The 18,416-nt window shown below is 70.1% G+C and carries 20 protein-coding genes; 7 read left to right on the forward strand and 13 right to left on the reverse strand.

Going from position 1 to position 18,416, the window contains the following annotated elements; genetic code table 11:
* Window positions 1-101: 101 nt before the first annotated feature.
* The 3 genes from ACWD01_RS19900 to ACWD01_RS19910 form a co-directional block, all read right to left on the reverse strand.
* Window positions 102-542, reverse strand: a complete 441-nt coding sequence (locus ACWD01_RS19900) for a MerR family transcriptional regulator (protein WP_451163551.1) — start codon at window positions 540-542, stop codon at window positions 102-104.
* 138 nt (window positions 543-680) lie between these two features.
* Complete coding sequence (locus ACWD01_RS19905) at window positions 681-2,030, reverse strand: APC family permease (protein ID WP_451163553.1); 1,350 nt, start codon at window positions 2,028-2,030, stop codon at window positions 681-683.
* A gap of 553 nt (window positions 2,031-2,583) precedes the next feature.
* Entirely contained in the window at window positions 2,584-3,225 is a 642-nt protein-coding gene (locus ACWD01_RS19910) for a MerR family transcriptional regulator (protein ID WP_451163555.1), read from the reverse strand.
* A gap of 125 nt (window positions 3,226-3,350) precedes the next feature.
* On the opposite strand from ACWD01_RS19910, the gene ACWD01_RS19915 reads away from it, so the two are divergent.
* From ACWD01_RS19915 to ACWD01_RS19935, 5 genes are all read left to right on the forward strand, one after another.
* Window positions 3,351-4,079, forward strand: coding sequence for a class I SAM-dependent methyltransferase (locus ACWD01_RS19915; RefSeq protein ID WP_451163557.1), 729 nt, complete (start codon window positions 3,351-3,353; stop codon window positions 4,077-4,079).
* A 116-nt stretch (window positions 4,080-4,195) separates the two neighbouring features.
* Window positions 4,196-4,582, forward strand: coding sequence for a MerR family DNA-binding protein (locus tag ACWD01_RS19920; protein ID WP_451163559.1), 387 nt, complete (start codon window positions 4,196-4,198; stop codon window positions 4,580-4,582).
* A gap of 92 nt (window positions 4,583-4,674) precedes the next feature.
* Window positions 4,675-4,914: a hypothetical protein gene (locus ACWD01_RS19925; RefSeq protein WP_451163561.1), complete on the forward strand. Its 240-nt coding sequence runs from the start codon at window positions 4,675-4,677 to the stop codon at window positions 4,912-4,914.
* A gap of 108 nt (window positions 4,915-5,022) precedes the next feature.
* On the forward strand, window positions 5,023-5,775 hold the full coding sequence (locus tag ACWD01_RS19930) for a MerR family transcriptional regulator (RefSeq protein WP_451163693.1): 753 nt from the start codon (window positions 5,023-5,025) through the stop codon (window positions 5,773-5,775).
* Window positions 5,776-5,837: 62 nt separating this feature from the next.
* Complete coding sequence (locus ACWD01_RS19935; RefSeq protein WP_451163563.1) at window positions 5,838-6,173, forward strand: YnfA family protein; 336 nt, start codon at window positions 5,838-5,840, stop codon at window positions 6,171-6,173.
* 26 nt (window positions 6,174-6,199) lie between these two features.
* Here the strand turns inward: ACWD01_RS19935 and ACWD01_RS19940 are convergent, their stop codons facing one another.
* Window positions 6,200-6,919, reverse strand: a complete 720-nt coding sequence (locus tag ACWD01_RS19940) for a DinB family protein (protein WP_451163565.1) — start codon at window positions 6,917-6,919, stop codon at window positions 6,200-6,202.
* 630 nt (window positions 6,920-7,549) lie between these two features.
* Between ACWD01_RS19940 and ACWD01_RS19945 the strand changes: the two genes are divergently transcribed.
* Entirely contained in the window at window positions 7,550-8,614 is a 1,065-nt protein-coding gene (locus ACWD01_RS19945) for a terpene synthase family protein (protein ID WP_451163567.1), read from the forward strand.
* Between the two features lie 58 nt (window positions 8,615-8,672).
* Here ACWD01_RS19945 and ACWD01_RS19950 read toward each other — a convergent pair whose 3' ends face one another.
* The 6 genes from ACWD01_RS19950 to ACWD01_RS19975 form a co-directional block, all read right to left on the reverse strand.
* Window positions 8,673-10,112: a cytochrome P450 gene (locus tag ACWD01_RS19950; protein WP_451163569.1), complete on the reverse strand. Its 1,440-nt coding sequence runs from the start codon at window positions 10,110-10,112 to the stop codon at window positions 8,673-8,675.
* The gene (locus ACWD01_RS19955; RefSeq protein WP_356894845.1) at window positions 10,109-10,732 is read right to left on the reverse strand and encodes a GTP-binding protein; all 624 of its coding nucleotides are present in this window, start codon (window positions 10,730-10,732) and stop codon (window positions 10,109-10,111) included. Before ACWD01_RS19955 ends, ACWD01_RS19950 begins: the two co-directional genes overlap by 4 nt.
* Complete coding sequence (locus ACWD01_RS19960; protein ID WP_356894847.1) at window positions 10,713-11,027, reverse strand: DUF742 domain-containing protein; 315 nt, start codon at window positions 11,025-11,027, stop codon at window positions 10,713-10,715. Before ACWD01_RS19960 ends, ACWD01_RS19955 begins: the two co-directional genes overlap by 20 nt.
* A gap of 38 nt (window positions 11,028-11,065) precedes the next feature.
* Entirely contained in the window at window positions 11,066-11,473 is a 408-nt protein-coding gene (locus ACWD01_RS19965; protein WP_451163572.1) for a roadblock/LC7 domain-containing protein, read from the reverse strand.
* 1 nt (window position 11,474) lies between these two features.
* Entirely contained in the window at window positions 11,475-12,881 is a 1,407-nt protein-coding gene (locus tag ACWD01_RS19970) for a sensor histidine kinase (RefSeq protein WP_451163574.1), read from the reverse strand.
* Between the two features lie 551 nt (window positions 12,882-13,432).
* The gene (locus ACWD01_RS19975; protein WP_451163576.1) at window positions 13,433-14,284 is read right to left on the reverse strand and encodes a hypothetical protein; all 852 of its coding nucleotides are present in this window, start codon (window positions 14,282-14,284) and stop codon (window positions 13,433-13,435) included.
* 240 nt (window positions 14,285-14,524) lie between these two features.
* On the opposite strand from ACWD01_RS19975, the gene ACWD01_RS19980 reads away from it, so the two are divergent.
* Window positions 14,525-14,980 (forward strand): SPW repeat protein, encoded by a 456-nt coding sequence (locus tag ACWD01_RS19980; protein ID WP_451163578.1) that lies wholly within the window; start codon window positions 14,525-14,527, stop codon window positions 14,978-14,980.
* An 80-nt stretch (window positions 14,981-15,060) separates the two neighbouring features.
* Here the strand turns inward: ACWD01_RS19980 and ACWD01_RS19985 are convergent, their stop codons facing one another.
* From ACWD01_RS19985 to ACWD01_RS19995, 3 genes are all read right to left on the reverse strand, one after another.
* Entirely contained in the window at window positions 15,061-16,539 is a 1,479-nt protein-coding gene (locus ACWD01_RS19985) for an MFS transporter (protein WP_451163695.1), read from the reverse strand.
* 221 nt (window positions 16,540-16,760) lie between these two features.
* Window positions 16,761-17,159, reverse strand: coding sequence for a RidA family protein (locus tag ACWD01_RS19990; protein ID WP_451163580.1), 399 nt, complete (start codon window positions 17,157-17,159; stop codon window positions 16,761-16,763).
* On the reverse strand, window positions 17,156-18,352 hold the full coding sequence (locus ACWD01_RS19995) for an acyl-CoA dehydrogenase family protein (RefSeq protein ID WP_451163582.1): 1,197 nt from the start codon (window positions 18,350-18,352) through the stop codon (window positions 17,156-17,158). The genes ACWD01_RS19990 and ACWD01_RS19995 overlap by 4 nt, the downstream gene beginning before the upstream one ends.
* Between the last annotated feature and the right edge of the window lie 64 nt (window positions 18,353-18,416).

Consider the following 18,416-nt stretch of genomic DNA (forward strand, 5'->3'; position numbering starts at 1 on the left):
CACGAGAGCCGCGCTGGACAGCAAGTGCCGGCCTGCAGGCGGGGCGTCCGCGCCGGTGCGGCGGTGGCAGCCGGCAGCGTGCGCTCCGGCTGCCACCGCTTTCAGGCCGACTCCGCCGTTTGCGGCTTCCATACGCCGGGAGCCGGGTCCGGGCACTCCTGGCTGGGCAGTTGGCCGACCATCACCGCCAACTCGCCGTACAGGGCCGTGAGCCGTTCGACCTCCGTGCGGACCTCGTCCATGCGCCTGCGCAGGATCACGGCGGCGTCGCCGCACGGGCAGGTGCCCGTGTCCCGGATGCTGAGCAGGTCACCGATGTCGCTCAGGCTCAGGCCGAGCCGCTGGGTGCCCTGGATGAACTTCATGCGGTCGATGGCGTCGCTCCCGTACCGGCGATAGCCGGCGCCGTTCCGTGGAGCCTTGGGCAGCAGGCCGAGCCGCTCGTAGTAGCGGATGGTGTCCGAGGTGGTCCCTGCCAGCCGGGCCAACACCGCGACGGACATGCCCTGTTCTCCGGGGATCGTCGATTCCGCGTGCGTCATGTCTGGTTCTCCCCCATGGGTTCAGGCGGATCGCGGCAACGCTTCGTCCAGGTGCTCGGCACTTCGGTGGGCACCTGGTGCGTACCCGGCGTGCCTGGTGAACAACTCGGCCTGGGCCGTCATGCACTCGGCCCGAGGTCAGGGCACAAGCTCGGGCTCCTTCGATTCGGACGGTGCGGTCCTGGCGCGCCGCCGGCGGGTGAGGTAGGAGATCGGCACGATCGCGAGGCTCACGCCCAGGCCGATCAGCAGGACGGAGCCGCCCCACTGGGCTCCCCCGAAGACCAGGAGCACCACGTTCACCGCGCACAGGACCACGGCCAGGGGTCTGGCATACCCGCCCAGGCGGAAGCTGCCGGGCCGGCCGGCCGGATGCTTGCGCAGCACCAGGTAGGCGATGGGCAAGAGGACGAACACCGCCATGTAGCCGAAGTTGGCGGCGGCCACCACGTCCACCACGTTGGTACCGAAGACGACCAGCAGCAGCGCGATGACCACCGCGTCCCAGACGATGGAACCGACCGGCGCTCCACGCCTGTTGACCTTCCCGAAGGAGGCGGGCAGATGGCCGTCCTGTGCCATCTGGTAGATGGTCCGGGACGAGCCGATGATGAACGTCTCGGCTCCAAGGATGAGGACGGCGGTCAGGCCCAGCGGAACGAGAACTTCACCGGTCGTGCCCAGCAGGACATGTCCCGCGTTGGCGAAGACGTCGAACGGGTCCTGCTGGATGCCGTCGACGCCCGAGAGCGCGAACATCGCTGTCGGCACGGCGGCGAAGGCGACGAAGCAGATGACGGCGGATGTCGACATGACCCGCTTCATGGTGCGTTCGGGCTGCCTGATCTCCGCGCACACCGTGGAGGCCATCTCCGCGGCGTAGGCGGACCAGGTGGCGACGAAGCTCCACTTCGCGATGAGGGCCAGTTGATCCCACAGCCCGTCCTTCGCCCCGGTGTCAGCCGGCAGCGCGGAGGGGAACACCTGCGACAGGTCGGCGGCGTGGGGACGTGCCACCGGGGACAGGACGACCACCAGGACGACGGCCACCGCGACGAGGGCCAGCACGCTGTTGATCACTGTGGACAGCTTCAGGCCCAGCGCGGTGATGACGTAGAGGACCGCCGCGATCGCGAGCGCCAGCACGACGGGAGAAGCTCCCGGCAGCCACTGATTCCTGAGGAATGTCCCGGCGAGGATCAGGTTGACCGCGATGCCCGGGGTCCAGGCGAACCAGTAGCACCATGCGGAGAGGGCGCCCATCGTGGGAGAGCCCTGGGCGCGGACGCGGTAGGCGAACTGCGCCGTTCCGCCGGCTCGTTCGGGGAAGCGGGACGCGAGTTCCGCGATCAGCATGCACTGCGCGCCGCCGATGGCGGCGGTGGCGATCCACACCCAGATCGACACGTTGCCGAGTTCCGCGGCCATCGCCCCCAGCGACACGACGACCATGAGTGAGCCGCCCGTGGCGACCAGGACCGCGGTCATCCACGAGGAAGTGACGGGCAGGTGACTGCGGCCCGGAAACACGGAGGTTTCCGCTCCTGCGGCAGGTACACCCGATTTGGTCAGCACTGTTTCAGATCGCTTTCCGGGCAATTCATTGCTCCAGCCGGACTGGACGGTGATGAACCGTCGACCATTAAGCGGCGATGTTTCTGGAACAGGCACGGAAAAGGCGGCGCGCTCACTCTGCACGGCAACGGCAGCGAATGATTCGAGGCATCACAGAACGATGACTTCGATAACCCGTGATACTTCACGGTGACAGCGCTCGACGGCCAGAAAGCTAGACCACCACGATCGCTTGCGCAACCATACGAGCAGCTGGCCGAAATGAAACGGCCGAAAGGAAACGTGATGGCTGGAACTACCGCCTCACGCGAACACCCGGACAGGCCGCAGCGGGAACCCCGGATTCCCATCCTTCAAAGGAAGGAGGCACTCCCCCGGGGGGACCGCCCGACCTGGGGCGGACCCTGCACATTCAGGACAACCCATGGGCCCGGCGCGCCCGCGGCCGGAGCGCCGGCCCCATGGGTCACAGGCCCGACACCTGGGAGGGCCAGGGCTCCAGCTCGCAGCAACCGTCCTCCTCGGCCTCCTGGGCGGCGGCCGAAAACGGGCCGTCGGGACCCATGTGCGGGCAGTCGCACAGGGTCCGGCAGTCGCAGTCCAGGGTCTGGTCGATGAGCCGAAGCAGCTCGTTCAGGGCCACGATCTCACGTTCGACCTGTGACCGGCGGGCAGTGGCCACGTGGCGCCACACGCCGCCTCCGACCCCGTTGCTCTGCAGCAGTCCGGAGATCTCCGCGAGGCTGAACCCGATCCGCTGGCAGATCTTGATCGCCGACAATCGGTGCAGGACAGCGGGCGGATAGTGCCTGCGGCCGGCCACCTTCACACCCTCGGGGATCAAGCTGCATCGCTCGTAGTACCGCAAGGCGGAAGTGGCTATACCCGCTCTCCGCGCGACCTCGCTTATCGACAGCAACGTGTCGTCCATGAACTCCCCCGACAGTGTTGACTTGAAGCTGGCTTCAACGGCAACACTACCGTCCGAGAGATCAGCCATCCAGGCCTTGGCTCCAGACAGAAAGGGCAGGGCTGCCTTGCCCAGCTCGCGGTCAAAGGGCGGTTCGTGCGGCTTGCGCGGAGCGTTCACTTTCGCAGCGGCCGGCATATGGACATGGTCTCTCGAGGCACTCGGCTCGGCCCTCGAAAGTGCGCACGGCAACGCATCGACAAGCGCTCGGTTTAAGAACTCTCCGAACGGGGGAGCAAAAGTGACTGCTCTGAGGGAGTGACGTGGCTAATCTTCTGAAGAAGGCCTACAACGCAACATGGGGCAAGTACGTCTTCGCTGGGATGTACGACAAGTTCCTGTCTCACGTGGAGAAGCACGGCCTGGCGGAGAAGCGCGCCCAGATGCTCGCACCGGCATACGGACGCACGATCGAACTGGGTACGGGCACCGGCCTGAACCTGCGGCACTACCCGGACGCGGTCAGCGAGCTGATTCTCACCGAGCCCTACGCGCCGATGGTGTCCAAGCTGGAGGAGAAGGTCCGCGACGACCCGCGGCGCATCCAGTTGACGGTGGCCGGCGCGGAGCGTCTGCCGTTCCCCGACGACAGCTTCGACACGGTCGCGGCGGCGATGATCCTCTGCACGGTGCCCGATCCCGACGTCGCGCTGCGGGAGATCGAGCGGGTCCTCAAGCCGGGTGGCCAGTACCTGTTCCTGGAGCACGTGCGCAACCGTGACCCGCGCATCGCGCTCAAGCAGGACATCGTGCAGCTCGGCTGGTACTGGTTCGGCAACGAGTGCCACTGCAACCGGCCCACGCTCGACACGCTGGCGGACTCCTCGCTGGAGATCGCCGACCTCGACGAGACCAAGATGCCGGGCGCGTGGCAGTTCATCGAGGCGATGGCCATCGGCCGCGCCGTCAAGCCGCCGGAGGGCGCCGTCAAGGCCAAGGAGAAGGTGAGCGTGGGCAAGGCAGCGGGCAAGGACTCCAGCTGCGGCTGCTGACACCCTGTGCCCGGCGGACGCGGAGCTTCCCGTCCGCGTCCGCCGCCTTCCCGCTGACCGACGCTTCGAGGACGGCTTCAAGGACCTGCCTCCTCAAGGGGAGTGAGCAACACGCCGTGACACACCTCCTGACGGTCGCCGACGTCGCCGCCCGATCCGGCCTCAGGGCCAGCACCGTGCGCTACTACCACCGCCTGGGTCTTCTCACCGCACACGACAGGGCCCGCGGAAGCCACCGCCGCTTCGACGAAGCCGTTCTCGGCCGCCTGCGCTTCATTCGCTCGGCTCAACGGCTGGGCCTGAGCCTGGCGGAGATCACAGAGCTCCTGTCCGTACGCGACGGCGCACCCGGCTCCACGGCGGACAGCCTGCTGCGCCGGCACCTCGGCGCGCTGGACGCCGAGATGGTCCTGCTCCGAGAGCTCCGCCGGGAGATCACCGCACTGCTGATACGGCACGCGCCGGACTCCGCAGGCACCGTTCGCGTACGCGGTCCGGAGTGACGGCGGCACGCACAGCCACGGCGCATCGGCGGCACTTCCCCCGCCGGGCAGACAGAGCTCCCCCCAGCACACTCGGCCGAAGGCGGAACATCGTGCCCAAACGCAACTCACAGCCCGGCGTCGGCGTCACCGCCCTCCTGCTCGCCGCCGCCGCGGCCAGCGCGGTGCTCGCCGGTACCGCGACCAACGCGGACGACGCCGTCGCCCGCATTCTCTTCACCATCGCGCTCGCCACCCTCGCCGCCGCGTTCATGCTCGCCCGGTACCGCGACAGGCGGGCGCATCGGGCGCAGGGAGATCCCTCCCGTGGCGACCCCTCGAGCGGCGGCTGAGCAAAGCTGCCGGCGAAGCCGCAGGTGGTGGCGGGCGGCTCGCTCCGGGTGCAGCCGGATTTGACCTTCGAGACGACTTGAAGGCCTACCGTTTCTCCCGTGAGCACCATGCTGATCTCCCAACTGGCCGAGCGCACGGGCGTGCGCGCCAGCGCACTGCGGTTCTACGAGACCGTCGGTCTCCTCAAGGCCGACCGGAGCCCCAGCGGGTACCGAATCTATGACGAAGACGCGATGGAACGGCTCTCCTTCATCACCACGGCCAAGCAACTCGGCCTTCCCCTGGAGGAGATCGCCGACCTGCTGAGGGTCCGGGAAGCCGGAGACTGCACCGAAGTCAAGACGGAACTGCGTGCCCGCCTCGACGCACGCATCGGCGATGCCCAGCGGCACATCACGGGCCTGGGCACCTTCATCACCACTCTGCGCAGAGCGGTCGAGCATCTCGACCGGCTCCCTTCCCGAGCAGGCCCGTGCGACCCGGCCTGCGACGTGCCGACCGGCGTGGAGCGGGACGAGCCCGGTGACCCCGGGAGCGATACGGCTCCCGCCGACGGGACCGCACGCCGGCTCTCGCCCCCGGTGGCCTGCAGCCTGACCGATTCCTCGCGCATGGAGCGCACCGAGCGATGGCATCGCGTGCTCTCCGGGAGCACCGCCGAACCCATCGACGACGGACTGCGCCTGACCCTGCCCGTCGACCGCGCCGGCGCCTTCGCCGAGCTCGCGGTCGCCGAGCAACAGTGCTGCCCCTTCTACGACTTCCGCATCCACGTCGACGGCGCTCTGATGCGTGCGGAGGTCCGCGCGCCCAAGGAGGGCGCGACCATACTGGCCGAGCTTTTCGCCCCCACGTCCTGACGTCCCACCCGGCCTACCCGTCCCTCACGCCCCGCCCGTCCCAGAGAAGAGAACGCCCCGCCATGCTGGTAGCCCGCTCCGTCGTCCTGTTCGTCCTCGCCGCCCTCTTCGAGATCGGCGGCGCCTGGCTGGTGTGGCAGGGCATCCGGGAAAACAGAGGCGCGGTCTGGATCGGCCTGGGCGTCATCGCCCTGGGTGTCTACGGCGTGGTGGCCACCTTCCAGTCCGACGCGAACTTCGGCCGCATCCTCGCCGCGTACGGCGGTGTGTTCGTGGCCGGCTCCCTGGCCTGGGGAATGATCGCCGACGGCTACCGCCCCGATCGCTGGGACCTGGGCGGAGCCGCTGTCTGCCTCGTCGGCATGGCCGTCATCATGTACGCGCCCCGGCACCAGTAGAGGGGCCGGGGCTTCGGCCGGCCCCTCTACCGCGAAGCGGTGAAGCGGGCCCGCCACAGGTCGCGGAGCAGCGCGATCTCGGCCATGTGGTGGATGAATTCGAGGTTGGACCCCGCCAGGACGGAGATGAACGGATCGTCGGGGTCGGAGCCGTACGGGTACTGCGAGAAGCCGACCGTGTCGAGCTGCTCCTCGGTGACGGCGCCGACGCTGTCGCGCCAGCGGTCGATCAGGTTCCAGAACCGCTCGAGTGCCAGGGCGGCGGAGGGCGTGAAGTCGACCAGCAGCTTCGGGTCCTGGCGGCGTTCGCCGAAGGTCCACTCCCATTGGCCCGCGAAGCAGGAGTGCAGGTGCCCCAGCCGCCACGCGATGGTGGTGACCGGCACTTCGTCGGGCTCCGGCGTACCCGTGTGGGCAAGGATCTGCTCGACCCGCTCGACGCTCACGCTCCAGTCTTCGGCGATCTTGGCGACGGTCATGCCGTCGGCGGCCTGCCGGGCGACCTCGGCGTACTCGTTCGCCGGGATGTCCGGGGCGCCCTTGTCGATCAGCCACTCCCCCGGCCCGTACGCCCTGGGCGTCACCGCCTCGTCCCGGCGCCGGATCGACCAGCTGCCTGGCACCGGCTTCCACAGGTACTCCTCGTCGCCGAGCCCCGTCAGCCGCACCTCGGCCATCTCCCTGACCTGGTCGAACTGGTCGAGCAGCAGACCCAGTCGGTCCGTCCGCGCGCCGTGAGTCTCCATGACCGCCCCTGTGTCGTCGCGTCTCGTACCTCGCTGCGCTCAGGCGGAGGCTAACGGCTCACCTCACGGGGCGCGATCGATTTCCCCGCCCACGAAGCGGCCGGAGCGCAGGCGCCCCACCGGCACGATGACCTGGGATCCGGGCTTCGGTATCGGCCTTCCGCGCAGGTGGCGGCGTGGCCCGAACCGGCGGGTTTGGAGGTTCGGTGAACCTCGCCGTCGCAGGTAGCGGTTGATGCACGGCTATGGCGATCAATGAGGGATCATGGCCAGCTTTGGGATCGAAATTGCGCCAAAGCGCCCTAGAGGAGTCGTCAATTCCACCCAAACTGTTTCGGATCGGCAGCCGGCGACGGCCGCCCGAGGTTGTAGGTCGGCCGGGTTGGGCAAGTTTGGAGCGCCGCAGGAAGGGAACTACCCGGCGTTTTGACGGCCGTTGTCACGGCAGGGAGGGGCGGGGCGGGTGCGAGGCGCTGCTCCGGTGCGACGGTCGCGGCGTGCTCATGATGTCGCGGCGTGCTCATGCTCCCGAGGCGAGGTGCGAACGACAGGGGCGTGCCGCCTTCACCGGCCGGCCGCTCGTGGTTGTGGTCCGCACACCGATGCGGGCCGAGAGGGAGGAGAAGTCCCATGACAGTGCAGGCCGTCCGACTCCCCGGACTGTGGATGCCGTACCCGGCGAAGGTGAATCCGTACCTGCCGGCCCTGCACGAGGAGGCCGAGACGTGGGCGCGGGACATGGGCATGCTGGGCGACGGCGGAGGACCACCGGACCGCCGGCCGATCTGGACCCGGTCCCAGTTCCACGCCATGACCGTCGACCGACTGACCGCCTGCACCCTCCCCGATGCCGCACTCGCCGATCTCCGGATCAACCACCGGTTCAACATCTGGGCGCTGGCCTGGGACGACTACTTCGCCGCCGCCTTCAAACGGACGGGTGACCTCGCGGGCGCGAGCGTCTTCACCGCCCGGCTCCACGCCTTCCTGCGGCCGGAACCGGGCGCCCGGCTGCCCGAACCGGAGAACGCGGTCGAGAGAGGCATCGCCGATCTGCAGCCCCGGCTGTTCCCCCCGCGGCTCGCGCACTGGCGGCACGGCTTCAACCGGGCCCTGGCCGGATACATCGACGCGGGAGTCCAGGAGTTGGCCAACAGCCGCACCCGCCGGGTTCCGGACCTGATCGAGTACGCCCAGTTCCGCCGGGAAAGCTTCGCCGCCTACACCGCCCCGTACTCCGTCGAGCTCGCCACCGGCGCGCGGATACCTGACCGGATACGGCACAGCCGGACCGTCCGCGCCCTGCTCGACTCCTTCATGGACTACATGGGGCTGGCGAACGACATAGCCTCCTACCAGCGGGAAGTCCATGAAGAACACGACGTCAACAACCTCGTCGTCGTGCTCGCCACGTCCGTGGGCGTCACCATCCACGAGGCGGTGCATGCCGCCGTCGACCTGGTGAACGCCCGGCTGCGCCACTTCGATCACCTGCGACGGAGTGAACTGCCCCTGCTCGCCGAACGAGCCGGGCTGCACGCCGGCGAGCGAGCCGAGCTGGAGACATGGCTCCGCGGAGCTGCCGGCTTCCTGTCCGGCCTCCACTCCTGGTACACCGGGGCCCCCCGCTACGCCGCCGCGGACGGCCCGGCGCTCCCCGGGCAACGCACCTCCAGCCCGGCCGCGTCCACCTGAGAACCGCCGCGAGGGGGCCGACCCGTACTCCCGGGCAGCCCCCTCGGCCGTCATGCAACTAGCGTCCCCGCAGGAAGCGGCTCAGCCGCGCCCGCCACGAGACGCGGCGTTCAGGTGCGGCGCCCTCCGGCCGTGGGGGTGCTGGGGGCGTCGGGGGCAGTGTGCTGGCCGGCGGAGGCGGAGCCGGCAGCGAGGCCGGGATGTCATGGGTCCTCGGAGCACGGGAGGCGAAGCTCACCGGCAGCGCCGTCAGATGCCGGGCCCAGGTGGAGGAGCGCCAGGAGAGTTCGGACTCCGGGACGGCAAGCGTGATGTCCGGAAGCCGGGTGAGCAGGATGTCGATGCCGGTGTCGGCGATGACACGGCCGATGTCCTGCCCGGGACACTCGTGGGCGCCCGCGCTGAAGGACAGGTGCGCGCGGTTGTGGTGCACGGGGGTCGAGGGGTCGGGGCGGATCGCCTGATCGACGTTCCCCGCGGCCAGGCCCAGCAGGAGCATGTCTCCCGCCTTGATCTGCTGTCCGCCGAGGGTGGTGTCGCCCTTGGCCCAGCGGCCGGGGCACACCATCAGCGGCGGCTCGTCCCAGAGGACCTGTTCCACTGCTTCCGGCAAGGTCATCTGACCACCGGCCAGGGACCCGCGGAACCGCGGGTCGGTGACCACCATCCGCAGGACGTTGGACATGAGGTTGGCGGTCGTCTCGTAGCCGGCGAGCAGGATGAGCCGCAGGTGGTGCAGCACCTCCTCGTCGGTGAGGCCGGCCGGATGGGCCATCAGCACGGATGCGATGTCCTGCCCGGGACGGGCGCGCTTCTCGACGACCAGCTGCTCCAGGGTCTCCAGCACATAGGCGTTGCTGGCGAGCGACGTCTCCGTGCCCTTGAACAGGTCGCGGGCGGCGTGCACGAGCTTGGGGCCGTACTCGTCCGGCATTCCGAGCAGGTGGGTGAGCGCGAGCATGGGCAGGTGCTCGGTGAACTCGCCGACCAGTTCCGCCTTGCCGCCCTCGCAGAATCCGTCGATCAGCTGGTGTGCGAGGCGGGTGATGTGGCGGCGGACTCCGCGCTGGTCGAACTGGTCGAGGCTGGCCGTGACCGCGCCGCGCAGGCGCTGGTGCTCCTCGCCGTCGGCGCACACGCAGTCCGGACGCCAGCCGATCATCGGCACGAGCGGCGAGGTGGCGGCGTCGATCTCGCCGCTCTCCCAGCCGTGCCAGACGCGGGGGTCGCGGGAGAACTGGGTGGAGCGGCCGGCCACGTCGCGGTTCTCGAGATACCCGAGGACGAGCCAGGCGCGGACGTCGCCGTCGAGCAGGACGGGCGCCACCGGACCGTGGGCGGCGCGCAGCTCCTCGTACAGTCCCATGGGGTCCGTCACGGCGGCGGCGCTGTCGAGCCGGGTCGCTCCGCCGGCTCCTGCGGCGGCGTGGGCCGGGCAGCCCGGGGGCGGGGTGAGCCCGTGCTGCGGGGTGGTGTGTTCGGCCGGTGGGACGGTCATACGGGCTCCTGGGCGGCGGCGAGGGTGCGCAGATAGACCATCAGCGAGAGCAGGGCGTCGCGGCAGGACGCCCGGTCACGTGCGTCACAGGTGACGATGGGCACGGATTCGCTGAGGGCCAGAGCAGTGCGCAGGGCGGGTATGGGGTGCTGCGGGGCCTCGGGGAAGGTGTTGACGGCCACGACGAAGGGCACGCGGCGGTCTTCGAGGCGGGTGATGACCTCGAAGCAGACGTCGATCCGCCGTGTGTCCACGAGGACGACGGCGCCGAACGCGCCTTCGAAGATGCCGTTCCACAGGAACCAGAAGCGCTCCTGTCCCGGCGTCCCGAAGAGGTAGAGGATCAGCTCCCGGTTGATGCTGATACGGCCGAAGTCCAGGGCGACGGTCGTGGTGTTCTTGCCTTCGGCTCCGGGATTGTTGTCGATCCCGACACCGGCCTGGGTCATGGTCTCTTCGGTGGTCAGCGGCGGGATCTCGCTCACCGACCCGACCATGGTGGTCTTGCCGACGCCGAAACCGCCGACGATCACCACCTTCACTCCCCTGGCGCCGTGGGGCAGCAGCACGTCGGTGCCGCGGGGGCCGGCGGAGGGTGCTTCAGAGCTTACGTAGTCCATGGATCACCGCCTCCAGAAGGCCGAGTTCGGGGTAGGACGCGACAGGAACGGGAGCGGTGGCCTCGACACGTTCTCCTTCGACGAGTTCGGATAGCAGCACCGTGACGACGCTGAACGGAAGGCTGAGGTACGCCGAGATCTCGGCCACCGAGAGCGGGTAGCGGCACATGGAGAGGATCGCGGCCTGCTCGGGCTGCATACCGGGTTCGGGTGCGGACCTCGCCGCGACGAGGGTGACCAGATTGAACGTCTTCGCCGCGGAACCCTGGCCACCGGTGATGACGAAGAGCGGCACGGGACTGCCTTCGTCCCATCTGTCCTGGCTCTCTGACGTCACATCGCCCGCCCGACGTCATCGCGGGGCGGGCTGGTCATGTGCTGGCCGATCCGGACCACCAGTGTCCGCATACGGTCGCCCAGCAGCCCCGCGTCCACCTCCTCGTCGGCCAGCACCGCGAGATAGGCCCCGGGTCCGGCCGCCATCAGGGAGAAGTAGCCGCCGTCGACCTCGATGCCGACCATCCGCGTCGAGCCGTCGCCGTGCGGGAATCTCTGCGCGATGGCCTTCGCCAGGCTCTGGATGCCCGAGCAGGCGGCGGCGATCGCGTCGGCGGTGTCGGGCTCCGTCTCCGCCTGGCCGATGCTCAGACCGTCCGACGACAGGACGACCACGTGCCGCACGTACGGGACGCTGGACGCGAGCTCCTTGAGCATCCAGTCAATGTTGGGCAGTGGCTGCATGTTACTCACCCTCGTCTGATGGCTCGCTGTGTTCCGTGGCAGGTTCGGCGACCGCTCTCTTCTCGCTGTTGAACGCCTCCCACATCAGGCCCGGTTGCCTGTGCGTTCCGTTGGTTCCCGGGGAGGTGGCCGGAGCAGCCGGCGGATGGGGGGTGGCGCGGACGACCGGTTTCGGGACCGGAGACTCGCGTCGCCGCTGCGGGAGGCCGTTGAGGGTCGCCTTGACCTCGACGGGCTCGTCCGGCGCGGCGGGGGCCGGCGGCGTCGGCCGCGGCAGGATCGGTCCGGCCGTGTGCTGCCGCGCGAGCGGCTGGGCGTTCGGGACGGGCTGCTGCAACGTGGTGATCAGGCTCCTCGGAACGAGCACGACCGCCCGGACGCCCCCGTAGGCGGAGGTGCGCAGGTCGACGTCGAGGCCGTGCTCACGGGCCAGCCGGCTGACGACGGCCAGGCCGAGTTGTGTCACCTCGCCGAGGCCGGCCAGTTGCATGCCGGACGAGGCCTGGGACATGACGCGGTCGACGCGCTGCCGGACCTCTTCGGTGAGTCCCACCCCCCGGTCCTCGATCTCGATCGCGATGCCCGAGGGCACCTCGCTCGCGGTCACGTCGACGGGGGTGTCCGGCGGGGAGAACGTCGTGGCGTTGTCGAGCAGTTCGGCGAGCAGGTGGATCAGCGGCTCGGCTCCGGGACCGACCACGGCCACCTCGGTCACCGACCGCAGCTTCACGCGGGGATAGTCGACGATGCGCGACATGGCCCCCCGCAGGACGTCGTAGAGCGGGATCGCCTTCGACCACTGCCGCCCGGGCCGGGCGTCGCCCAGCACCGCGATGCTCGCCGCGAGGCGGCCGATCAGGGCGTTGCGATGGTCGATGTCCTGCAGGCCGTGGGAGACCACGACGTCCGTACCGTGGAGGATCTGCATGGCGCGGAGGTCCTTGGCGAGCTGGTGCACGATCGCCTGGACCCTCCGCGCGATGGCCACCAGCGCCCGCTGCGCGGAGTCCCGGGTGTCCTCCTCGGCCTCCACGGCTTCCAGGAGTGTCCGCAGAGCCTCCCGGAGCGCTTCGGTGAACTCGCTGTCGAGGTGTTCTCCGAGCCTGACGGACTGCAGGATCTCCGAGGCGGGGTCGCCCTTCTTCAGCCGGGCCACCGCTGCCGGGAGAAGCTCCTCGGCCAGCCACACGGTAGTGGCCCGCTGGTCGGACAGGCGCCCGAGCAGCGCGGCTTCGCGCTGCGCGTAGTACGCCTGCGCCGCGGCGCCCGCCTGTGCGTAGCGGGCCGCCTCCGCCGCGCGGGTCCGGCGCGCGATCTCAGCCGAGGTGATGACCGTCAGAACGACCGCGGCGAGGCCGCACCAGGCGACGGATGTCCGTGTGTGCGCAGGGACGAAGATCAGCGCCATGGCGAAAGCCCCGGCCAGGGCGCCAGGAGGTATGAGCCACTCCAGAGCCACTGCACGTGGCCGGGCTCCGGAAGATGAACCTGCACGAACCATCGAGGGGTCCTAAACAGTCTGGAATGAGTGGGCTGAGGTGACGCGGTGCGCCGACGGGAACGGAGTGGGATTCATTCGGCCGAACACACGTCTCCGGTGAATTCCCCCGACGTTCGCTTCGAGATCGCGTCAATGGGTCACGCCTCTTCGCGGGGTCGGTTCCGTCCGCACGCACACAGCATTCGATTACTCGCTGTGAGCGCAGCGCGACATGTGGAGGGAGCATAGTCAGTTGGGGTTCGCCATGTGACCTTGCTGAAAGCAGGACCTGCATTGACCGACCTGGGCTCACAATTCGATCGGCTGCGCAATTATCTGGACTGAAAATGCCGGGAATTGATCACATCGGACAGCCCACTGGTCACGACGCTCTCCAGCCCGGCGGCCGACCGCGGGCAGCAACGCGCAACGGGGGTGCGGCCGCTGGGCCGCACCCCCGCCGGTCGGGTCGCTTCGGGTCAGCCGGTGCGTACCGCCGTGACGGTGAAGCGTTCGACCTCGGCGACGTGGCCGCCGGTGGACGCGACGATCGTCAGCACCGGGTCGGCCGCTCCGGTGAACGAGACGGACGACTCCCAGGGCTGTCCCTTGCCGCCCGCCGAGAGGCAGCACGTGGCGCCCAACGGCCGTGCGGCGGAAGGCTGTCGCACCTCGACGCGGACGCTCTCGTCCACGCCGGTGATCCGCCCGCCGACCGTGGCCGGGGAGCGTACGACCGACCCGTACGCGGGCACGGTCAGGGAGAACGTGGTGTCGTCGGTGCCCACCACCTCCCAGGGGGCGTCGCGGCCGGTGCCGTAGCGCACGAGGTGGATGACCGCCGCGGTGCCGGTGGACTCCGTCCCGCTCAGCCCGACGCCGATCCGCGCCTCCCTCCCCTTGACGGACCGTGAGGTGATCCGGTCGATGTCCTTGAAGCCCAGGTACTGCTGGGTGAAGGAGAGGGCGGTCTGTTCGGCGTCGAGATGCCAGGGCTGGTGGCCGCCGGCGCGGTACTCGCTCTCCCAGCCCTCGGCCTGGGAGAGCGTGGCGAACGGCCACATCGGCTGGAGGCCGGGGAAGCCCGGCAGCGGCTCGCCGCGACCGGGCGCGGAAGCGGACGGGGTCGCGGTCGCGGTCGGCGACGCACCGGTGGTCGGGGCGGTGGGCGCGTCGGACGTGGGGACGCCCGGCGACGGCGAGGAGGCTCCCGGTCCGCCGGACGGTGACGCCGACGCGTCGTTGGAGCCGCCGGAGCCGGTGCAGCCGGTCAGTACGAGGGCGGTCGTGGCGGCCACGGCGACGAGCCGGGACGCGAGCCAGATGTTCATCGATCCCCCAGGGAGCAGGTGACGGCCGTCACACAGGCCGTACCGGACATCGTGCCACCCCGCCGACGGGTGATGCCGTGCACCCGTGGGCCGCCCCCGCCCGGAACCCGAGCCTCACCAGGGCTGACAGCCGTCGCGGCCACGAACGCCGGAAGGGAACTGCCCATTGACCTGACGACACAAAGGGGCGTTCCATGGACATAAAGGACACATAAGGCTGCGAACAGGAGGCGGCCCACCATGACCACTCACGCAGACATCGATCAACACCCGGACCTGGCCGAGATGCGTTCCCGCTTCGAGCGGGCCACCAGCACGCCGCGCGCTCAGGCCGTTGAGACACTGGCCCTGGTCACGGGCCTCTACCTGGCGGCCTCGCCATGGATCGCCGGCTTCAGCGGGCTGACCAGCCTGGCCGTGACCAATCTGATCACCGGAATCGCCTTCGCCCTGTGCATGGGCGGCTTCAGCTCGGCGTACGAACGCACCCACGCCATGGCATGGACGGCATGCGCCATCGGCGCGTGGACGATCGTGTCGCCCTGGGTCGTCGTCGGCGAGATGGACACGACGCGCAGCATCGTCAGCAACATCATCGTCGGTGCGGTCGCGTTGCTCTGCGGCCTGGCCATGGCCGCCACGGCCGGTGCGCGGGGCGGCACAGGCCGCCGCCGCGGCCCCGGACCCGTCAGCTGACAGGACGGCCGCCGCTCACTCACAGGCCCCGGCGAAGGAGCGCCGGGGCCTTGTCCTGCCCGCCGCGTGAAACGGACCGGTCACCCGCCGGGACCGATGCCGCCCTTGAGGCGTTCCAGGTCGGCGGGGCGGACCTGGATGACCAGGAGCGCGATCAGGGCGGCCACCACCGCGAAGATCGCGGCCATGATGAAGGCGGCGGAGACGCCGGAGGTGAGCACCTGGTCGCCCCAGGGCGGCGGCAGCTCACCGGTGCGCTGGAAGAAGAGCCGCTCGGCCGGGGTGGCCTCGGCCACGAAGCGCGGGATCTGATTCCTCGCCTCGTTTCCGCTGACCGTGCCGAAGACGGTGACCAGGATCGACAGCCCCAGTGATCCGCCCACCTGCTGGGTGGCGTTCAGCAGGCCGGACGCCGCGCCCGACTCGTGCGCGGGCACCCCGGAGAGCGCCATCAGCGTCAGCGACACGAACTGCATCCCCATGCCGAGGCTGAAGACCAGCATCGGCCCGAGGATGCTGCCCGCATAGGTGGAGTGGATGTCGGTCAGGGTCAGCCAGGCCAGTCCGGCGGCGGCCAGGGCGGCGCCGGTCACCATGAACGGCTTCGGGCCGTACTTCGGCAGCAGCTGGGACGCCAGGCCGGCCCCGACGGCGATGACCGCACTGACCGGGAGGAAGGCCAGGCCCGCCCGCAGCGGGCCGAAGCCCAGCACGTTCTGGACGAAGAGGGTCAGGAAGAAGAACATGCCGAACATGGCGGCGGCGAGCCCGAGCATCATGCCGTAGGTGCCCGCACGGTTGCGGTCGGCGAACATGTGCAGCGGTGTGATCGGCTGCTTGGAGCGCCGCTCGACCGCGAGGAAGGCCGCGAGCAGCACCAGCGCCGCACCGAACGAGGCCAGGGTGTACGTGTCGCGCCAGCCCTCCTGGGCGGCGCGGATGAACCCGTAGACCAGCGTGACCATGCCGAGTGTGGAGAACAGCGCGCCGGTGACGTCGAAGTGGCCGGGGCGGCGCTCCGACTCCTTGATCCAGCGGGGTGCGGCGACCGCGATGAGCAGACCGATCGGCACGTTGACGAAGAACACCCAGCGCCAGTCGAGCCATTCGACGAGCATCCCGCCGGCCAGCAGCCCGATCGCGCCACCGCCGGCGGACACGGCCGCGAACACGCCGAACGCCCGGTTGCGCTGCGGGCCCTCGGTGAACGTGGTGGTGATCAGCGCCAGTGAGGTCGGCGAGGCGATCGCGCCGCCGACGCCCTGCAGGGCACGTGCGGCCAGCAGCTGGCCGGAGTTCTGGGCGAGCCCGCCGAGCAGCGACGCCACCACGAAGAGCAGTACGCCGAACATGAAGACGCGCCGCCTGCCGAGGATGTCGCCGATCCGCCCGCCGAGCAGCAGCAGCCCGCCGAAGGTGAGCGTGTAGGCGTTGACCACCCAGGACAGACTGGTGGTGGAGAAGTGCAGCGAGTTCTGGATGTGCGGCAGCGCGATGTTCACGATGGTGATGTCGAGGACCACCATCAGCTGGCACGAGGCGATGACGAAGAGCGCCATTCCGTTCCCGCCGCCCCGGTCGGGGGCTGACGTCTGCACGGCGGGAGTCGGCTGCGGGGTCGTCATGGCGCATCGTGCCTCGGGGAGGAACGCCCTGTTCGGGGCCTTGGGACCTGATCGCGGACGGTGCCGTCCACCGTTCGACGTTAAGCCCGACGGGTGAAGCGTCACCAGTCGATCAAGCAGCGGTCGGGCGTCGGTCCGGCCGGGGGCGGGCCGGCTCAGGGCAGGACCGCCACCCCGTCCACCTCGACCAGGCACTGCTCGTCCCAGAGCCGTACGACCCCGACGACCGCCATCGCCGGGTAGTCCCGGCCGGCCGCCCGGCGCCAGATCCGGCCCAGTTCGGCGGCGTGGGTGCGGTAGTCGGCGACATCGGTGGCGTAGACGGTGACGCGGGCCAGGTCGTGGGGGGTGCCGCCGGCCGCGGCGAGGGCGGTGAGGAGGTTGCTCAGGGCGGTCTCGAACTGCTCGGGGAGCGTCTCGCCGACGACCTTGCCGCCGGTGTCGAGGGCGGTCTGGCCGGCGAGGAAGACCAGCCGGGAGCCGGTGGCCGTGACGGCGTGGGAGAAGCCGGTGGGCGGGGACAGCTCGGCCGGGTTGTGGCGGGACAGCGTCATGCGGACCTCTCCTCGGGACGGGGCTCCTCCGCGCGTTCCTCAGGGTGGTGTTCCTCGGGTCGGTGCTCCTCCGGGTGGTGTTCCCCGGCGTAGAGCTCCTTGGCGATGATCGTGCGCTGCACCTCGGTGGCGCCCTCGTAGATGCGGGGCGCGCGGACCTCGCGGTAGAGGTGTTCGAGGAGGTGGCCGCGCTGGAGGGCCCGGGCCCCGTGGAGTTGTACGGCCGAGTCGACCACGTACTGGGCGGTCTCCGTTGCGAGCAGTTTGGCCATCGCGGAGCGCTTGGGGACATCGGCGGCCCCGGCGTCGTACGCGGCCGCCGCCGCGTACACGAGCAGCCGGGCGGCCTCCGTGCGGGTGGCCATCTCGGCGACGCGATGGGCGACGGACTGCAGGTCGCCGAGCGGGCCGCCGAAGGCCCGGCGGCCCGACGTGTGGGTGACGGTCGCGTCCAGGGCGGCCTGCGCCATGCCGACGGCGAAGGCGCCGACGCTGGGCCGGAAGCGGTTGAGGGTGTTCATGGCGACGCCAAAGCCGCGATCGGGCGCACCGAGCAGGTCGTCGGCGCCGACCGGCACGTCGTCGAAGGTGAGCGCGCCGATCGGGTGCGGCGAGAGCATCTCCAGCGCGCTGCCGGACAGGCCGGGGCGGTCGGCGGGGACGAGGAAGGCGGTGATCCCGCGGGCCCCGGCGCCTTCGGTCGTACGGGCGAAGACGGTGTAGAAGTCGGCCTCCGGGGCGTTGGAGATCCACCGCTTCTCGCCGCTCAGCCGCCAGCCCCGGCCGTCGGGTGCGGCTTTCAGTGCGAGGGCGGCGGCGTCGGAGCCCGCGTCGGGCTCGCTGAGGGCGAAGGCGGCGACGGCCCGGCCCGCGACGACGTCGGGGAGCCAGCGTCCGCGCTGTTCCTCGGTACCCGCCTGGACCAGCGGCGAGGTGCCGAGGCCCTGGAGGGCGAGCGCGGTCTCGGCCTCGGTGCAGCCGTAGGCCAGGGACTCGCGGAGCAGGCACAGTTCGAGTGCTCCGGCGGTGAACAGACGTTCCAGCAGTCCCAGTTCGCCGAGGGCTTCGACCAAGGGGCGGTTGACGCGGCCCGCCTCGCCCTTCTCCGCGAGGGGGCGCAGCCGCTGGGCGGCCAGGGTGCGCAGTTCGGCACACCGGGCGGTCTGTACCGGATCGAGCGAGAATACGGGCATTCGTGCCCCCACTGAAGTCGGCGTGACGGCGGCCGGGTGACTCTGCCGGACGCCCCCGAAAAGC

Source organism: Streptomyces sp. NPDC002835, from assembly GCF_053591995.1.